This window comes from Parendozoicomonas sp. 209JJ7-1 (assembly GCF_058147085.1).
In genome coordinates this window covers 1-13,311 of record NZ_JBYVJU010000013.1, presented here as the reverse complement: position 1 = coordinate 13,311, position 13,311 = coordinate 1, and the positions used below count along the sequence as shown (strand labels likewise).

General features: G+C 50.1%; 11 protein-coding genes. 5 read left to right on the top strand and 6 right to left on the bottom strand.

From position 1 onward, the window contains the following. Nucleotides 1-57: 57 nt before the first annotated feature. The 6 genes from ACY2RQ_RS13555 to xthA all read right to left on the bottom strand — a co-directional run bounded on the left by ACY2RQ_RS13555 (nucleotide 58) and on the right by xthA (nucleotide 8,776). On the bottom strand, nucleotides 58-2,043 hold the full coding sequence (locus ACY2RQ_RS13555) for an acetoacetate--CoA ligase (RefSeq protein WP_490113525.1): 1,986 nt from the start codon (nucleotides 2,041-2,043) through the stop codon (nucleotides 58-60). 3 nt (nucleotides 2,044-2,046) lie between these two features. Further along, entirely contained in the window at nucleotides 2,047-2,949 is a 903-nt protein-coding gene (locus tag ACY2RQ_RS13550; RefSeq protein ID WP_490113524.1) for a hydroxymethylglutaryl-CoA lyase, read from the bottom strand. Beyond that, nucleotides 2,946-4,952 carry an acetyl/propionyl/methylcrotonyl-CoA carboxylase subunit alpha gene (locus ACY2RQ_RS13545; RefSeq protein WP_490113523.1) on the bottom strand — a complete coding sequence of 669 codons (2,007 nt, stop codon included), beginning with the start codon at nucleotides 4,950-4,952 and terminating at the stop codon, nucleotides 2,946-2,948. The genes ACY2RQ_RS13550 and ACY2RQ_RS13545 overlap by 4 nt, the downstream gene beginning before the upstream one ends. Before the next feature lie 25 nt (nucleotides 4,953-4,977). Then, nucleotides 4,978-6,597, bottom strand: coding sequence for a carboxyl transferase domain-containing protein (locus ACY2RQ_RS13540; protein ID WP_490113522.1), 1,620 nt, complete (start codon nucleotides 6,595-6,597; stop codon nucleotides 4,978-4,980). 23 nt (nucleotides 6,598-6,620) lie between these two features. Continuing rightward, nucleotides 6,621-7,781 carry an isovaleryl-CoA dehydrogenase gene (locus ACY2RQ_RS13535; protein WP_490113521.1) on the bottom strand — a complete coding sequence of 387 codons (1,161 nt, stop codon included), beginning with the start codon at nucleotides 7,779-7,781 and terminating at the stop codon, nucleotides 6,621-6,623. Nucleotides 7,782-7,969: 188 nt separating this feature from the next. After that, entirely contained in the window at nucleotides 7,970-8,776 is an 807-nt protein-coding gene (xthA, locus tag ACY2RQ_RS13530) for an exodeoxyribonuclease III (protein WP_490113520.1), read from the bottom strand. 192 nt (nucleotides 8,777-8,968) lie between these two features. Here xthA and ACY2RQ_RS13525 point away from each other — a divergent pair, with 192 nt between their 5' ends. The 5 genes from ACY2RQ_RS13525 to ACY2RQ_RS13505 all read left to right on the top strand — a co-directional run bounded on the left by ACY2RQ_RS13525 (nucleotide 8,969) and on the right by ACY2RQ_RS13505 (nucleotide 12,861). Further along, nucleotides 8,969-9,616 carry a GNAT family N-acetyltransferase gene (locus ACY2RQ_RS13525; RefSeq protein ID WP_490113519.1) on the top strand — a complete coding sequence of 216 codons (648 nt, stop codon included), beginning with the start codon at nucleotides 8,969-8,971 and terminating at the stop codon, nucleotides 9,614-9,616. Between the two features lie 349 nt (nucleotides 9,617-9,965). Next, the gene (locus tag ACY2RQ_RS13520) at nucleotides 9,966-10,295 is read left to right on the top strand and encodes a MarR family winged helix-turn-helix transcriptional regulator (RefSeq protein WP_490113518.1); all 330 of its coding nucleotides are present in this window, start codon (nucleotides 9,966-9,968) and stop codon (nucleotides 10,293-10,295) included. Between the two features lie 188 nt (nucleotides 10,296-10,483). Then, complete coding sequence (locus tag ACY2RQ_RS13515; RefSeq protein WP_490113517.1) at nucleotides 10,484-10,669, top strand: type II toxin-antitoxin system RelB/DinJ family antitoxin; 186 nt, start codon at nucleotides 10,484-10,486, stop codon at nucleotides 10,667-10,669. 134 nt (nucleotides 10,670-10,803) lie between these two features. Continuing rightward, nucleotides 10,804-11,451, top strand: coding sequence for a hypothetical protein (locus tag ACY2RQ_RS13510; RefSeq protein WP_490113516.1), 648 nt, complete (start codon nucleotides 10,804-10,806; stop codon nucleotides 11,449-11,451). Between the two features lie 72 nt (nucleotides 11,452-11,523). Continuing rightward, nucleotides 11,524-12,861 (top strand): OmpP1/FadL family transporter, encoded by a 1,338-nt coding sequence (locus tag ACY2RQ_RS13505; protein WP_490113515.1) that lies wholly within the window; start codon nucleotides 11,524-11,526, stop codon nucleotides 12,859-12,861. Nucleotides 12,862-13,311 lie beyond the last annotated feature (450 nt).

Below are 13,311 nucleotides of genomic sequence, written 5' to 3'. Positions count from 1 at the left end.
TCTCAAACATAAAATTACAGGAATAAACCAGCATTATTTATTGAATTACAAGGAAAATCATACCTGCAGTTGCTGCTCAAGGGAACGGAAGAAACCGAGGGATTCCGGGTTGGCCAGGGCATCAGCATTAGAAACGGACTCACCATGGATCAGCGCTTTTACCGCCAGTTCCGCCAGCTTGCCGCTAACGGTTCGAGGAAGATCTGGGGCCTGTATAACAACAGCCGGAACATGACGTGGCGTAGCATGCTTCCGAATGGTTGCGCAAATTTCGCTTTTCAGGGCGTCCGTTAAAACTTCCTGATCACGCAGACAGACAAACAGAACAATCCTTTCATCTCCGGGAATACGATGACCGACGGCCAGAGATTCCAGTACCTGCTCAACTTTTTCTACCTGCCGGTAAATTTCTGCCGTACCTATACGCACACCGCCGGGATTAAGAACGGTATCAGAACGACCGTAAATTTTCACGCCACCTTCCGGGGTTAACTCCCCGTAATCCCCATGGGCCCAGATACCGGGAAAGCGTGAGTAGTAAGCTTTTCGGTAGCGCTGGTTATCCGGGTCATTCCAGAACATCACCGGACGACTGGGAAAACTTTTCCGGCAAGCCAGCTCTCCCGACTCTCCAATAACTTCCTGCCCCTGATCATTGAAAAACGCCACATCCATCCCCAGACCAATACACTGTAACTGTCCCCGGTAAACCGGCTTCATAGGGTTACCCAGGGCAAAGCAGGAAACAATATCCGTACCACCGGATATGGACGAGAGCATTAATTTTTTCCCAATGGCACGGTACACAAAATCAAAACTTTCAGGAGGCAGTGGCGATCCAGTAGACAAAATCGCCCTCAGGCAGGGCAGGGCGCACTCGTTTGCAGGCTGGTAGCCTGACTTCTCCAAGGCTCCGAGATAACGGGCGCTTGTGCCAAATACCGTCACCTGTTCCCGCTCTGCCATTTTCCACAACACCTCTGGTGAAGGGGAAAAAGGAGAACCGTCGTAGAGAACGATGGCCGCGCCGGCCATCAGTCCTGATACCAGCCAGTTCCACATCATCCAGCCACAGGTGGTGAAATAAAACAGCCGGTCTGCCGGGGTTAAGCCGGTGTGCAACACCAGCTCTTTACCATGTTGAAGCAGGGTTCCACCGTGCCCATGGACAATACACTTGGGAACACCTGTGGTTCCGGAGGAGTAAAGAATATAAAGCGGATGATCAAAGGGCAGGGGAGTAAAGGTCAGGGTATTATCGTTATGGAGAAAGTCCTCAAACAATATTCCGCCGGGAATGCCCTCAACGGACACAGGCTGGTCAGAAAAAGGGACCATTACAACCTGTTCAATCGATTCTATGGTATCCGCCAGTTCAATAACTCTCTCCCGGTAGTTACGCTGTTTTCCGTTGTATATATAACTGTCAGCGGCCACCAGGATACGGGGCTCTATCTGTCCGAAACGATCAAGAACGCCCTGGGTTCCAAAATCCGGGGAGCAGGATGACCAGACAGCCCCAATACTTGCGCAGGCCAGCATCATCACAACCGCTTCGGGAATATTGGGCAGAAAACCCACGATTCTGTCGCCTGTTCTAATTCCTGCCCGGTTTAATCCATTGGCAGCCCGGCCAACAAGTGCGCGAAGCTGTTCCCTGCTCAACTCCCGTCTTAATCCATTTTCACAACAAAAGATAATAGCCTTTTGATTTCCTTTATAAAAAAGAGCGCGTTCTGCGTAGTTTATTCGGGCTTCAGGAAACCATTGAGCAGAGAACATTCCATGGTTTTCATCGACCACTGTCGAATAACCGGAAAGGGGGATATCAAGAAATTCCGCCAGCAAAGGCCAGAACTCCTGTCGATGTTCACAGCTCCAGCGATGCAATTGCTGGTAATTATCAATGGAAGTCTGGCAACGGGATCTGACCAATTGCATGAATCGCCAGAGAGCTGTTTGTTCCATCTGTTCCGGCAAAGGCTGCCAAAGTGCTTTTTCTTTGGCTTGCTCTTTGGCTTTTCCCTGCATTTTTAGCGACATAATTCATCCTTTACCAGCCAGCAGAGCTTTGGCCGTTCTGGAAAAACAGGGATAGCCCAGTTGTTCCTGAACCATACGGCTGACATCCAGCAACCGATCCATATCCACACCAGTGTTAATTTCCAGGCCATTTAACATAAACAGCACATCTTCAGTGGCCACATTTCCCGAGGCCCCTTTGGCATAAGGACAGCCACCCAGCCCGGCCACCGCGCAGTCTATTACTGATACACCAGCTTCCATGGCCCGGTAAATATTAACCAGAGCCTGGCCATAGGTATCGTGGAAATGCACCGCCAGGGCTGATACAGGAATATGAGGAACAATCCTGTCAATCATTCGCCCCACTCGCAGGGGATGACCTACACCGATAGTGTCCCCAAGGGATATTTCATAACACCCCATCTGGTGTAGATCACGGCTAAGCCCGGTAACAGTATCCAGAGACACCTCTCCCTCATAGGGGCATCCCATTACACAGGACAAATACCCCCGTACCCGTACGCCTTTTTCAATAGCCTTATCAATAACCGGCTGAAACCGTTGCAGGCTCTCCGCAATCGAGCAATGAATATTTTTCTGGGTAAAGGTTTCCGAAGCCCCTGTAAATACCGCGACTTCTTTCGCTCCAGACTGAAGCGCATGCTCCAGCCCCTGGAGGTTAGGCGTCAAAACACAGTAACGGGCACCTGAAACCGGAAGCTTCCGCAAAACTCTGTCACTGTCTGCCATAGCCGGAATCCATTTGGGAGAAACAAAGCTGCCGGCTTCTATCCGGCGCAGACCTGCATTCCCGAGGGCCTGAATCAGGCTGACCCTCTGGTCAACAGTCAGAATCCTCTGCTGGCCCTGCAGACCATCCCGGGGGCCAACTTCCACCAGGGTCACCGTTTCCGGCAAGCTCATGACTCATTCTCCCGGAACGCTATCAGTTCTTCTCCCTCCTGAACCAGGCTGCTACTCTGGCACAGCACGGTTTCAATAATTCCGGCTTTGGGCGCTCGAATAGTCTGCTCCATCTTCATAGCCTCCAGCACCAGTAGAGGGTCACCTTCACTCACCTCCTGCCCTGAACGCACCATAACATCGACAACACGCCCATTCATGGGGGCGACAAGCCCATGGTCAGCTATAGCCGAAATGGAGTAATCCGGGCGTAGAAGGGGAAGGGTGAGCCGGTCTGAGACAGCGGTCACGACACCGTCAGGGTCATAACAAAGACGAATTTTATGAACCTCTCCGTCACAGGAAATTTCAACCTGGCCATCCAGCAGGGCAAGGTTATCAGCCATTATCGACAGGCTATTCACCTGAATCTTCCAGTGTCCGTTATGGCAGCTGACAGTGACCGTATATTCAGTATCGCCCACCTGCCAGCAACCATACCACTGCTGCTGCCCAAGAAGACGCCAGCCGGACAAGGCATGCCAGGGATTTCCATCCAGCACGGAGGATGGCCGTGTACCCGCAGTTGCGGCCCCCAGGGCCAGGCAGATATCCATATCGCGCTGTCGAAACAATTCCTCCTGAAAAGAAGAAATAAAACCAGTATCAGGTCGCTCTTCGATAAATGCGTGATGGGAGACAGCCGACAGGAGAAAATCCCGGTTAGTGACCGGACCGCAAATGATTGTTTTCTGCAAAGCTATTGTAAGACGCTTAACGGCCTGGGAGCGATCATGGCCCCAAACAACAAGCTTAGCGATCATCGGGTCATACCAGGAGGTAATGGCATCGCCTTCCCGCACGCCGGTTTCAATCCTTAGCCAGGGCTGCAATTCAGGCCAGCGCAATATAGATACACAACCTGTTGAAGGAAGAAACCCTCTCTTCGGGTCTTCCGCATACAAACGCGCCTCCAGAGCATGGCCACTGCACAGCAGTTCATTCTGGGAGCAGGGCAGGGAATTACCTTCAGCCACACGAATCTGCCATTCCACCAGATCCTGGTCTGTGATCATTTCCGTAACCGGGTGCTCAACCTGCAGGCGGGTATTCATCTCCATAAAATAGAAGCTGCCGGCTTTCGTTTTTTCTTCGGAGCTATCCAGTAGAAACTCCACCGTACCAGCTCCGACATAGCCAATGGCTCGCCCGGCCGCCAGAGCCGCTTCACCCATAGCCCTGCGCACATCGTCTGACAGTCCGGGAGCCGGAGCTTCCTCTATCACTTTCTGATGCCGCCGCTGGATAGAACAGTCCCTGTCAAACAGATAGACACCTTGTCCCTGTTGATCAAAAAATATCTGTACTTCTATATGACGGGGATTCTCGAGGTACTTCTCAACCAGCATAACCTGGTCACCAAAACTACTCTGGGCTTCACGGCGTGCCGCAGCGAGAGCCTCCGAAAAGGCCTCCGGTGATTCAACAATACGCATCCCTTTACCACCGCCACCGGCAGCGGCCTTTAACATCACCGGATAACCAATATCAGCGGCTGCCTGGTCAAGCAGGACGTCATCCTGTCGCTCTCCATGATAGCCCGGCAGTACAGGCACACCGGCCCCTTCCATTAAATTTTTCGCTTCGCTCTTTGAGGCCATAGCCTCCATAGCGCTGGGCGATGGCCCGATAAAGGTAATACCTGCCTGCTCAACCGCCCTGGCAAATGCCGCATTCTCTGAAAGAAAACCATATCCGGGGTGAATAGCATCCGCCCCCCAGCAAACAGCCGCTTCAAGAACGGCTTTCTGATTCAGGTAACTGGCCGCGGCATTGGCAGGACCTATAACCAGAGCAGCATCAGCTATTTCCGCTGCAAGGCTTAAACGGTCAGGCTCGGAGCAGACGACAGCTGTTTCCATCCCCAGTTTTTTCGCTGTTCGAAGTATCCGGCAGGCAATCTCACCGCGGTTGGCAACCAGCAGCCTGGTTATTTTTCTGATTTCTTTTGTTTTGTTTGTCATGACCGACTTATCCACTCAGGCTAGCTTACATACGAAAAACGCCAAAGCGTGTCTCTGAAACCGGGGCATTCAGGGCCACAGCCAGGCCCAGCCCCAGAACGTCTCTGGTATCCGCAGGATCGATAATGCCATCGTCCCATAGCCGGGCACTGCCGTAGAAAGGGCTTCCCATACGATCATAGTCGTCTACAACGCCTGCGCGGAACTGCTCTTTCTCTTCTTCGCTCCAGTCCAGACCCTTCTTCTTTCGGGATGCCTCCCGCACCATGGCCAGAACGCCAGCCGCCTGCTCTCCACCCATCACCGAGATACGGGCATTGGGCCAGCTCCATAGGAAACGGGGATCATAAGAGCGACCACACATACCGTAATTCCCCGCACCAAAGCTTCCGCCAATAATCACTGTCAATTTTGGCACTGCGGCGCAGGCCACGGCGTTTACCAGTTTCGCGCCATGTTTGGCTATCCCCCCAGCTTCATAGCGGGCACCCACCATAAAACCGGTAATATTCTGCAAAAACACCAGGGGAATTTTTCGTTGGCAGCATAGTTCAATAAAGTGTGCGCCTTTCTGGGAAGATTCCGAAAACAGAATGCCATTATTGGCCAGAATACCTATCGGATAACCATGAATCTCCGCAAAACCACATACCAGGGTCTGGCCAAAAGCGGCTTTAAACTCATCAAACTCCGAACCATCAATAATACGGCCAATAACCTCCCGCACATCGTAGGGGATCTTTAAACTTGCGGGGACAACACCGGACAGCTCATGCCTGTCCAGCACAGGGGGCCGTGACGGCCTTTTGTTAAAAAAATGGTTGGGAGCATCCGAATAAAGGCTGTTCAAACGTGCGACAGCCTGCCTGGCCAATTGCAGGGCGTGGTGGTCATCCTCAGCGATATGGTCCACCACACCGGATATACGGCCATGGACATCTGCACCACCAAGCTCCTCGGCGGACACTTTTTCCCCCGTGGCCGCTTTGACCAACGGCGGCCCCGCCAGAAATATTGTGCCCTGATCACGGACAATAATGCTTTCATCGGCCATAGCGGGAACATAAGCGCCTCCCGCCGTACAGGAACCCATCACCACAGCAATCTGGGCTATGCCCATAGCCGACATATTGGCCTGGTTAAAGAAAATCCGCCCGAAGTGTTCCCGGTCTGGGAAAACCTCATCCTGCCGGGGAAGGTTGGCACCACCGGAATCCACCAGATACAGGCAAGGCAGACGGTTCTCCCTGGCGATGGTCTGGGCCCGCAGGTGTTTTTTCACTGTCAGGGGGTAATAGGAACCACCTTTCACCGTAGCATCATTCGCCACGATCATGCACAAGCGACCGGATACCAGGCCAATGCCCGCCACCACACCGGCACAGGGTACATCCTCACCGTAAACGTCGTAAGCCGCAAACCGGCCAATCTCCAGAAAAGGAGAACCAGCGTCAAGCAAGGCGCTGATACGTTCCCGGGGTAACAGCTTGCCCCTTTCCTGGTGACGCCTGCAGGCCGCTTCCGGGCCACCGGAAAGAATACTGTCAGACAGTGTATTGATAGTTTTTACCAGATCCGCCATCGCCTTCTGGTTGGCTGCATATTCAGGATCCGCTGTTTTTACTGAACTTGAAATAACAGGCATATCTTATTGTTTTCCTATTACTTTTACCGAGACTCTTCCGCAAAAAGCTCACGTCCGATCAGCATACGACGAATCTCCGATGTACCGGCACCAATTTCGTACAGCTTGGCATCCCGCAACAGGCGGCCTACAGGGTAATCACTGGTATAACCATTGCCGCCTAATAACTGGATGGCATCCAGAGCCATCTGGGTGGCTTTTTCAGCGCAATAAAGAATCACACCGGCGGCGTCTTTCCGGGTGGCGCCCCCTTCGTCACAGGCCCTGGCCACGGTATAGAGATAGGACCGGCATGCACTGGCAGTGCTGTACATATCCGCCAGCTTCCCCTGCACCAGCTGGAATTCGCCAATGGACTGGCCAAACTGTTTACGATCGTGAACATAAGGCAATACAGCATCCAGACAGGCCTGCATAATGCCTGTTGGCCCGGCGGAAAGAACGACACGCTCGTAATCCAGGCCGCTCATCAGAACTTTTACGCCCTTATCCTGCTCCCCGAGAATATTCTCCCGGGGAACAGGTGTGTTCTCAAATACCAGTTCACAGGTGTTGGAGCCCCGCATACCAAGCTTGTCGAGGTGGGGGGAGCGGGAGAATCCGGGAAAATCCCGTTCCACCAGAAAAGCGGTGATGCCGTGGGCTTTTTTATCTGAAGACGTTTTACCGTAAATCACATAGGTGTGGGCATCGGGACCATTAGTGATCCACATTTTGCTGCCATTCAAGAGAAAGTGGTCACCTTTGTCTTCCGCTCGCAGACTCATACCCACAACATCAGAGCCGGCACCGGTTTCACTCATGGCGAGGGCGCCAACTTTCTCGCCACTGATAAGGTCTGGCAGGTATTTCCGCTTCTGGGATTCAGTACCATTCAGACGAATCTGGTTTACGCAGAGGTTGGAGTGGGCACCATAACTGAGGGCAACAGAGGCTGATGCACGACTGACCTCTTCCATGACCACAGCATGGGCGAGATAGCCAAGCCCAAGACCACCAAATTCTTCCGGCACAGTGATACCCAGAAGCCCCATATCCCCAAACTTCTTCCACAGATCCATAGGGAAACGGTTGTCTTTATCAATCTTCGCCGCTCTTGGGGCGATTTCTGCCTGAGAAAACTGGTGAACCTGTTCCCGGAACATCTCAAGGGTTTCCCCGAGCCCGAAATTTAATGAACGCATTGGTTATTCTCCCGAAAGGGTTGGGAAGCGCTCTTATTATTAATTATTCGTTCAATGTTTTGATTCGCTTCGTTTATAAGCTAAAGGAAAAAAACAGCCAACACCATAGAGCCAATACCATAGAAAAGAAAACCCGGCAAAAGCCGGATTTAGAAATATAGACAAGATCAATCGAAAGAGAAGGGTGGTTAGAGTTCTGCCCAGATAGGGGCGTGATCTGATGGTTTGTCCATGCCCCGCACAGCGTAATCCACGCCTGCGGCTTTACAGTTCTCCAACAAAGGCTGGGTTACCAGAATATGGTCGATTCTCAGCCCCCGTTTGGGTTCACGGTCAAAACCTTTTGAACGATAATCAAACCAGCTGAACAGATCATTACTGTCGGGATAAATATGGCGATAAGTATCCGTCAGCCCCCACCCCAGCAAGCGTTGGTACCATTCACGCTCCTCCGGTAGAAAACTGCATTTTCCCGTGCGCAACCACCGTTTGGCATTATCTGCGCCTATGCCTATATCTGCATCTTCTGGGGAAATATTAAAGTCACCGAGCACGACTACCGGCTGGTCAGGACTGCAGGACTCTTCAAGATATTGTTGTAGATTTTCGTAGAAACGCTTCTTATTGGGAAACTTTTCAGGATGATCCCGGCTTTCTCCTTGGGGAAAATAACCATTGATGACTTTCAGAACCTGTCCGTTCCAGGGCAGATCCACAATAACCATACGGCGCTGGGCATCTTCTTCCTCACCGGGAAAGGCCTTTTGAACCGCAAGGGGCTTCTCTTTAGTGAGAGTGGCCACACCATAATGGGTTTTCTGACCATGGTAAGTGGCGTGGTAACCCAGGGTTTCAACAGCTTTCACAGGGAATTCAGGATCAGCCACCTTTGTTTCCTGAATTCCTATAACTTCGGGCTGGTGAGATTCAATAATAGCTTCAAGCTGATGCAGTCGAGTGCGAATACTGTTGGCGTTGAACGATATAATTTTCATTTTGTAGAGGTATCAGTACCGAATCTGTAAGTGGAACAGATTGAATTGAACAGCAGAGCGTACTCTTATTCAACAATATCCTGTGACAGGGCTTACCTCAGATACCATCCCATGATACGTTTTAGAAACACCAGATACGTTTTTGTCTGTTTGGTGGCCGAATAATAAAAATAACAATAACGGCAGCATGCTATGACCACTGCAACACTGGATTTGGGTACTACTCCCCAGGCAATCTCCACCCGCTACATGGATGCCTCCTGGAGCCGGCAGATTCGTTCTCTGCTTTTTCACACTTACCATGAAGATCCTATGTTCCAGCAATTGCTGGAATCTGAACGACGGGGGTATTCCCAGCGTATCCGGGGCTGCACCCGGGAGCTGGCCAGCAGTTATTTCTCAGAAAATATGCCCGTGATCGGGTTACTGGCCGGTGAGCGACTGGCCGGCGTGGCATTTGTAAACAGTAATGAAGTTGCGGATGACATGACCAGTAAAATGCTCTGGCGCTGCCGTATGATTCTTTCCATTGGGTACAGATGTACCGACAACTATCTCGCCTACCACAAGAATATCAGGAAGGCACTGCCGAAAGGGCGGTGCTATATCCTGCCTTTGGTTGGCGTGCATCCGGAATTCAGGGAACAGGGTCATGGTCGCAAATTGCTGGAAGCCGTCCACGATCTGTGTGATCTTGATCAAAATTCCAGGGGCAGCGGGGTCTCCCTGAACGACAGGACTCTGCTGCCGTTTTTTCAGCAAATGGGATACCGGGAACTGACGGAAGTGAAACAGCAGAACCATTCCGAAGTCCTGCTGTTCAGGCCACGGCCCGCATAAGTGCCTGCACTTACCAGGGTAAGAGCAGGGAGATATTAACAGAATTATTGCTCCTGCCCGGAACCGCAGATTTATCTATAAAGAATTGATTTAACATAATATACATTATGCGAATATATTTTACGCAATATTACCTCTATTTATACGACTGATAACAGATTACAGATGTCTGTCATTTGCAATTTTGGATAGACTCTGTCTAATATTTAGTGACGGTAATATTATGTTGTTTTTTGATTGCACCGTATTATACAAAGAGAAAAGGTATTAGCCGTGTCGTATGGGCTGTTTTATACCAATCGTGCTGAGGCGTCATTGGAAGACGACTATAAAACCAGAGGACACGCTTATGACTCTTAAAGGCCTGATAAAACTGACAGGTATCTTGCAAGCCCACTCACTTACCATTATCCAGTGGCAGATCCTGCTGGTAGTGGCTGAAAATCCCGGTGAAACCATTACTGATCTCGTGAACGACGGCAAACTCGTATGCGGCACGCCCAGTGATATAGCCGTCAGCGTAAAACGCCTTGGCGAAGGTCGACATGACCGTCCCGGACTCGGCCTGCTGAAAAAGCAGCAGCATGAAGATGATGGCCGGTATTTCCGCCTGTCTCTCAGCCCCAAGGGCAAGAAAATGGTAGAAAAACTCAAGCAGCAAATAAAGAATGTAAAGTAAGGTGTACTGGCATATCCCGGAGACCTGCGGGTCTTCGGATGCCATCCACCCTGCTCTCCCTATTATCCTGCCTTACCCATTCCACTTAGCTTAACTCATCAACATAAACCAGATATACCTGAGAGAACTGGCAGAATACATCAGGAACAGGCACACCGTCGTAAACAGCATCCAGGAGACACGCACACATGCCTAAGGAAACAACCGTTCGCGCACGTATCAGCGAAGAACTGAAAGAGGAGGCTGAGAGTATTCTCCAGCAGCTCGGTCTGAACACCTCCCAGGCCATCAACCTGTACTTCAGCCAGATTGTCCTTCGCAAAGGCCTTCCTTTTGATGTCACGATTCCAGACGACAGAGAACAACCTTATTGAGGCTCTGTTCTAATAACTAAAACTTTACACCTTTAAAGCATAATCTTATTAAAAAAACACGCCTGATATTTCCAGGATACCTACACTGACACTCGCTTTAACGACTACAAGTTTTCGTCACCCTGGATACTCTTATGTTACGGTACACTGCTCTGGCCGCCTCATTTGTCGTGGCTTCCGGTTTTTTTATGTATGCTTCCGCCCATTATCGCCATGATATACCTGAGTACCCTATTACTCCTCCATGTGACCACCGTCACGAAATTCCCGCATACCCCATAACCCCCCCCTGTGGCCACCGTCACGAAATACCCGAATACCCCATAACTCCCCCCTGTGACCATCATCGGCATGGAATACCCGAGTATCCTATTACTCCAGACAAACCCTATGAACACACGTCATACGATGATGTGATGAAATCACTGAAATCTGGCCGCAATGTTCATGGTTATCTCAACCTGAGTATGTGTGAGATGAAGTTAAGTCAGGGAAAAATGGAGCCTTCCGGTACATCTACTATCCCCTATGTCAGCGTCAACTTTAATGAAGCTATTCAAGTTAATGGCGAGCTGATTACCCACCATAGCATTCCCCTGAGTCTCACCAATAAAACAGGCTGGAGAACAATGGGCTCAGTACACAAAATACTGGTCACGAATAAGATTGAAGAAGGCAGCAATATTATCACCCATAAGGCTCAGATGGCTGATACCCTGGGCAGAATTGTCTTCAGCCATGAAGCAGCCTGCCAACTGACTGAAGGAGCACATCTCTGGTAGGGGGGCCTTTCCCCTGCCCTGCCACACTGTTGAGTAAATAATCCGGCTTGCCCATAGAAATGGAGCCTGTCCATGAAAGCATTACTTCTGTCAGGCTCCACCCTTGGTTTGGCCTGCGTATTGTGCCTGAGCCAGACAGTCTATGGATCTGGCTATCTTGTCAATGAACACAGTGCGGCCAGTATGGCTCTGGCTCAGGCCGGACTGGCTGCGATCGCTCCCGACGCAGCTGTTGTTTCAGAAAATCCTGCTGGGATGAACCTTCTCAATAACCCCGTCTTTACCGGAGCCCTTATCTATCTCAAGCCCAATATTTACCTTGAAAGAAACGGACAGAAAGTCAATGGTGCCAAACAAGTTATTGATGAAGCGATAATACCTGGCATATTCTATGTCACCCCCGGAGAAGATATCCGCCTGCGTTACGGCATAGGCCTTTTCACAAACTTTGATATTGGCACATCCTATGGTATAGCGTCAGGGGTCACCGCTCTTGCCAGAGAAAGCCAGGTCCGTACCCTCACCTTGAATCCATCACTTTCATACCAACTGACGGACACTTTAAGTATCGGAGCAGGTGTCAGTATTACTACCGGGCAGGCCATTTTCTCTTCCACAGCGGATAAAGACACGACTTTCACCATTTTCAACAAAACATTCACCCTTATCCATAAGAGCCAGAACCTTCTGAAGCTTAAGGGAACAGATATAGCATTCAGTTGGAATGCCGGGGTTATCTGGCAGGCCACGGAGAAAATGCGTTTGGGAATAAGCTATCGCCCTGAATTCACAATGCGTTTTCAGGATAAGGCCAAATCTGAAGTCATGAATGGAGAGCCTTTTGAAGATTTTATGAAAAACAATATTCCGGTGGTCAAAAATTTTCACAAACCTAACTGGAATGCCCGTACAACAGTGATCATGCCCATGCCCGACCTTCTGGATCTATCTCTGCTGTATCAAGTAAATGAGGCTTTCGGGTTCCATGCAAGCGCGGTCAGAACAGGTTGGTCCAGCTTCCGTAAAGTAGAAATTGATCTTCCCCTTGCACCTCTTGTACAAGAGCAGTGGAAAGATGTTTGGCGTTTTGCCTTGGGGGCATCCTTCCAGGCCACAGATTCCTTAATGTTAAGGGCCGGAGTATCCTACGATAATTCTCCGGTTTATAACGAGCACCGGAATTTCAGACTTCCTGACAGCGATCGCCAGATATACGCCTGCGGATTTACCTGGGCATTTACCAAACAACAATCTATAGATTTCGCCTATATGTATGTGAAAGGAAAAAAAGTTCACATTGATGACTCAGTAGGCATTCCCCTCGGTGTGCAGATAACTCTTGATAAAGCTGCTTCAGATTTAAAAGGCACAGCACAGTTGTTCGCCCTGCAATATAATTTCGCATTTTAACTTAAGCTGCCGCTTAACCCGGATGTTTCATAAACATGCCTCTCCGTACCTTTATGGTTATACCCATAGGGCACAGGTGCGCAGTGTTGCAGGAATGCTTGTTGCCTTTCATAACTACGATTTTCACAAGCCTTTCTAACGCCGGCTGCTTTTAGAGCCACTGATCCGACCATAAAACCTCAACAGGCCCTGGAAACTGACCGTTTTATCAGATGTTTAATATTATTTTTAAGGTTGCATTATAAATTTTCTATCTAATAAATAACTGGCGTTTAAAGGGAATTGAACAATACTTACTGTCGTCAGTGTGATTGATGTCCCCCTACAGTCACACTGGTGGAGTCAGCGTAAGTGATTAATGGCTGGCTCTGGTACTTGGATTGTGTACCTATGTTTCACTCCTATGGTCTTGGCCCGGTGAGCTTCCCCCAGCTGCCGGGTTCTTTTTTA

Bases quoted from the DNA above. Each gene is read 5' to 3' on its own strand.
- ACY2RQ_RS13555 (WP_490113525.1), bottom strand. From the start codon at position 2,043: ATGTCGCTAAAAATGCAGGGAAAAGCCAAAGAGCAAGCCAAAGAAAAA.
- ACY2RQ_RS13550 (WP_490113524.1), bottom strand. From the start codon at position 2,949: ATGAGCTTGCCGGAAACGGTGACCCTGGTGGAAGTTGGCCCCCGGGAT.
- ACY2RQ_RS13545 (WP_490113523.1), bottom strand. From the start codon at position 4,952: ATGACAAACAAAACAAAAGAAATCAGAAAAATAACCAGGCTGCTGGTT.
- ACY2RQ_RS13540 (WP_490113522.1), bottom strand. From the start codon at position 6,597: ATGCCTGTTATTTCAAGTTCAGTAAAAACAGCGGATCCTGAATATGCA.
- ACY2RQ_RS13535 (WP_490113521.1), bottom strand. From the start codon at position 7,781: ATGCGTTCATTAAATTTCGGGCTCGGGGAAACCCTTGAGATGTTCCGG.
- xthA (WP_490113520.1), bottom strand. From the start codon at position 8,776: ATGAAAATTATATCGTTCAACGCCAACAGTATTCGCACTCGACTGCAT.
- ACY2RQ_RS13525 (WP_490113519.1), top strand. From the start codon at position 8,969: ATGACCACTGCAACACTGGATTTGGGTACTACTCCCCAGGCAATCTCC.
- ACY2RQ_RS13520 (WP_490113518.1), top strand. From the start codon at position 9,966: ATGACTCTTAAAGGCCTGATAAAACTGACAGGTATCTTGCAAGCCCAC.
- ACY2RQ_RS13515 (WP_490113517.1), top strand. From the start codon at position 10,484: ATGCCTAAGGAAACAACCGTTCGCGCACGTATCAGCGAAGAACTGAAA.
- ACY2RQ_RS13510 (WP_490113516.1), top strand. From the start codon at position 10,804: ATGTTACGGTACACTGCTCTGGCCGCCTCATTTGTCGTGGCTTCCGGT.
- ACY2RQ_RS13505 (WP_490113515.1), top strand. From the start codon at position 11,524: ATGAAAGCATTACTTCTGTCAGGCTCCACCCTTGGTTTGGCCTGCGTA.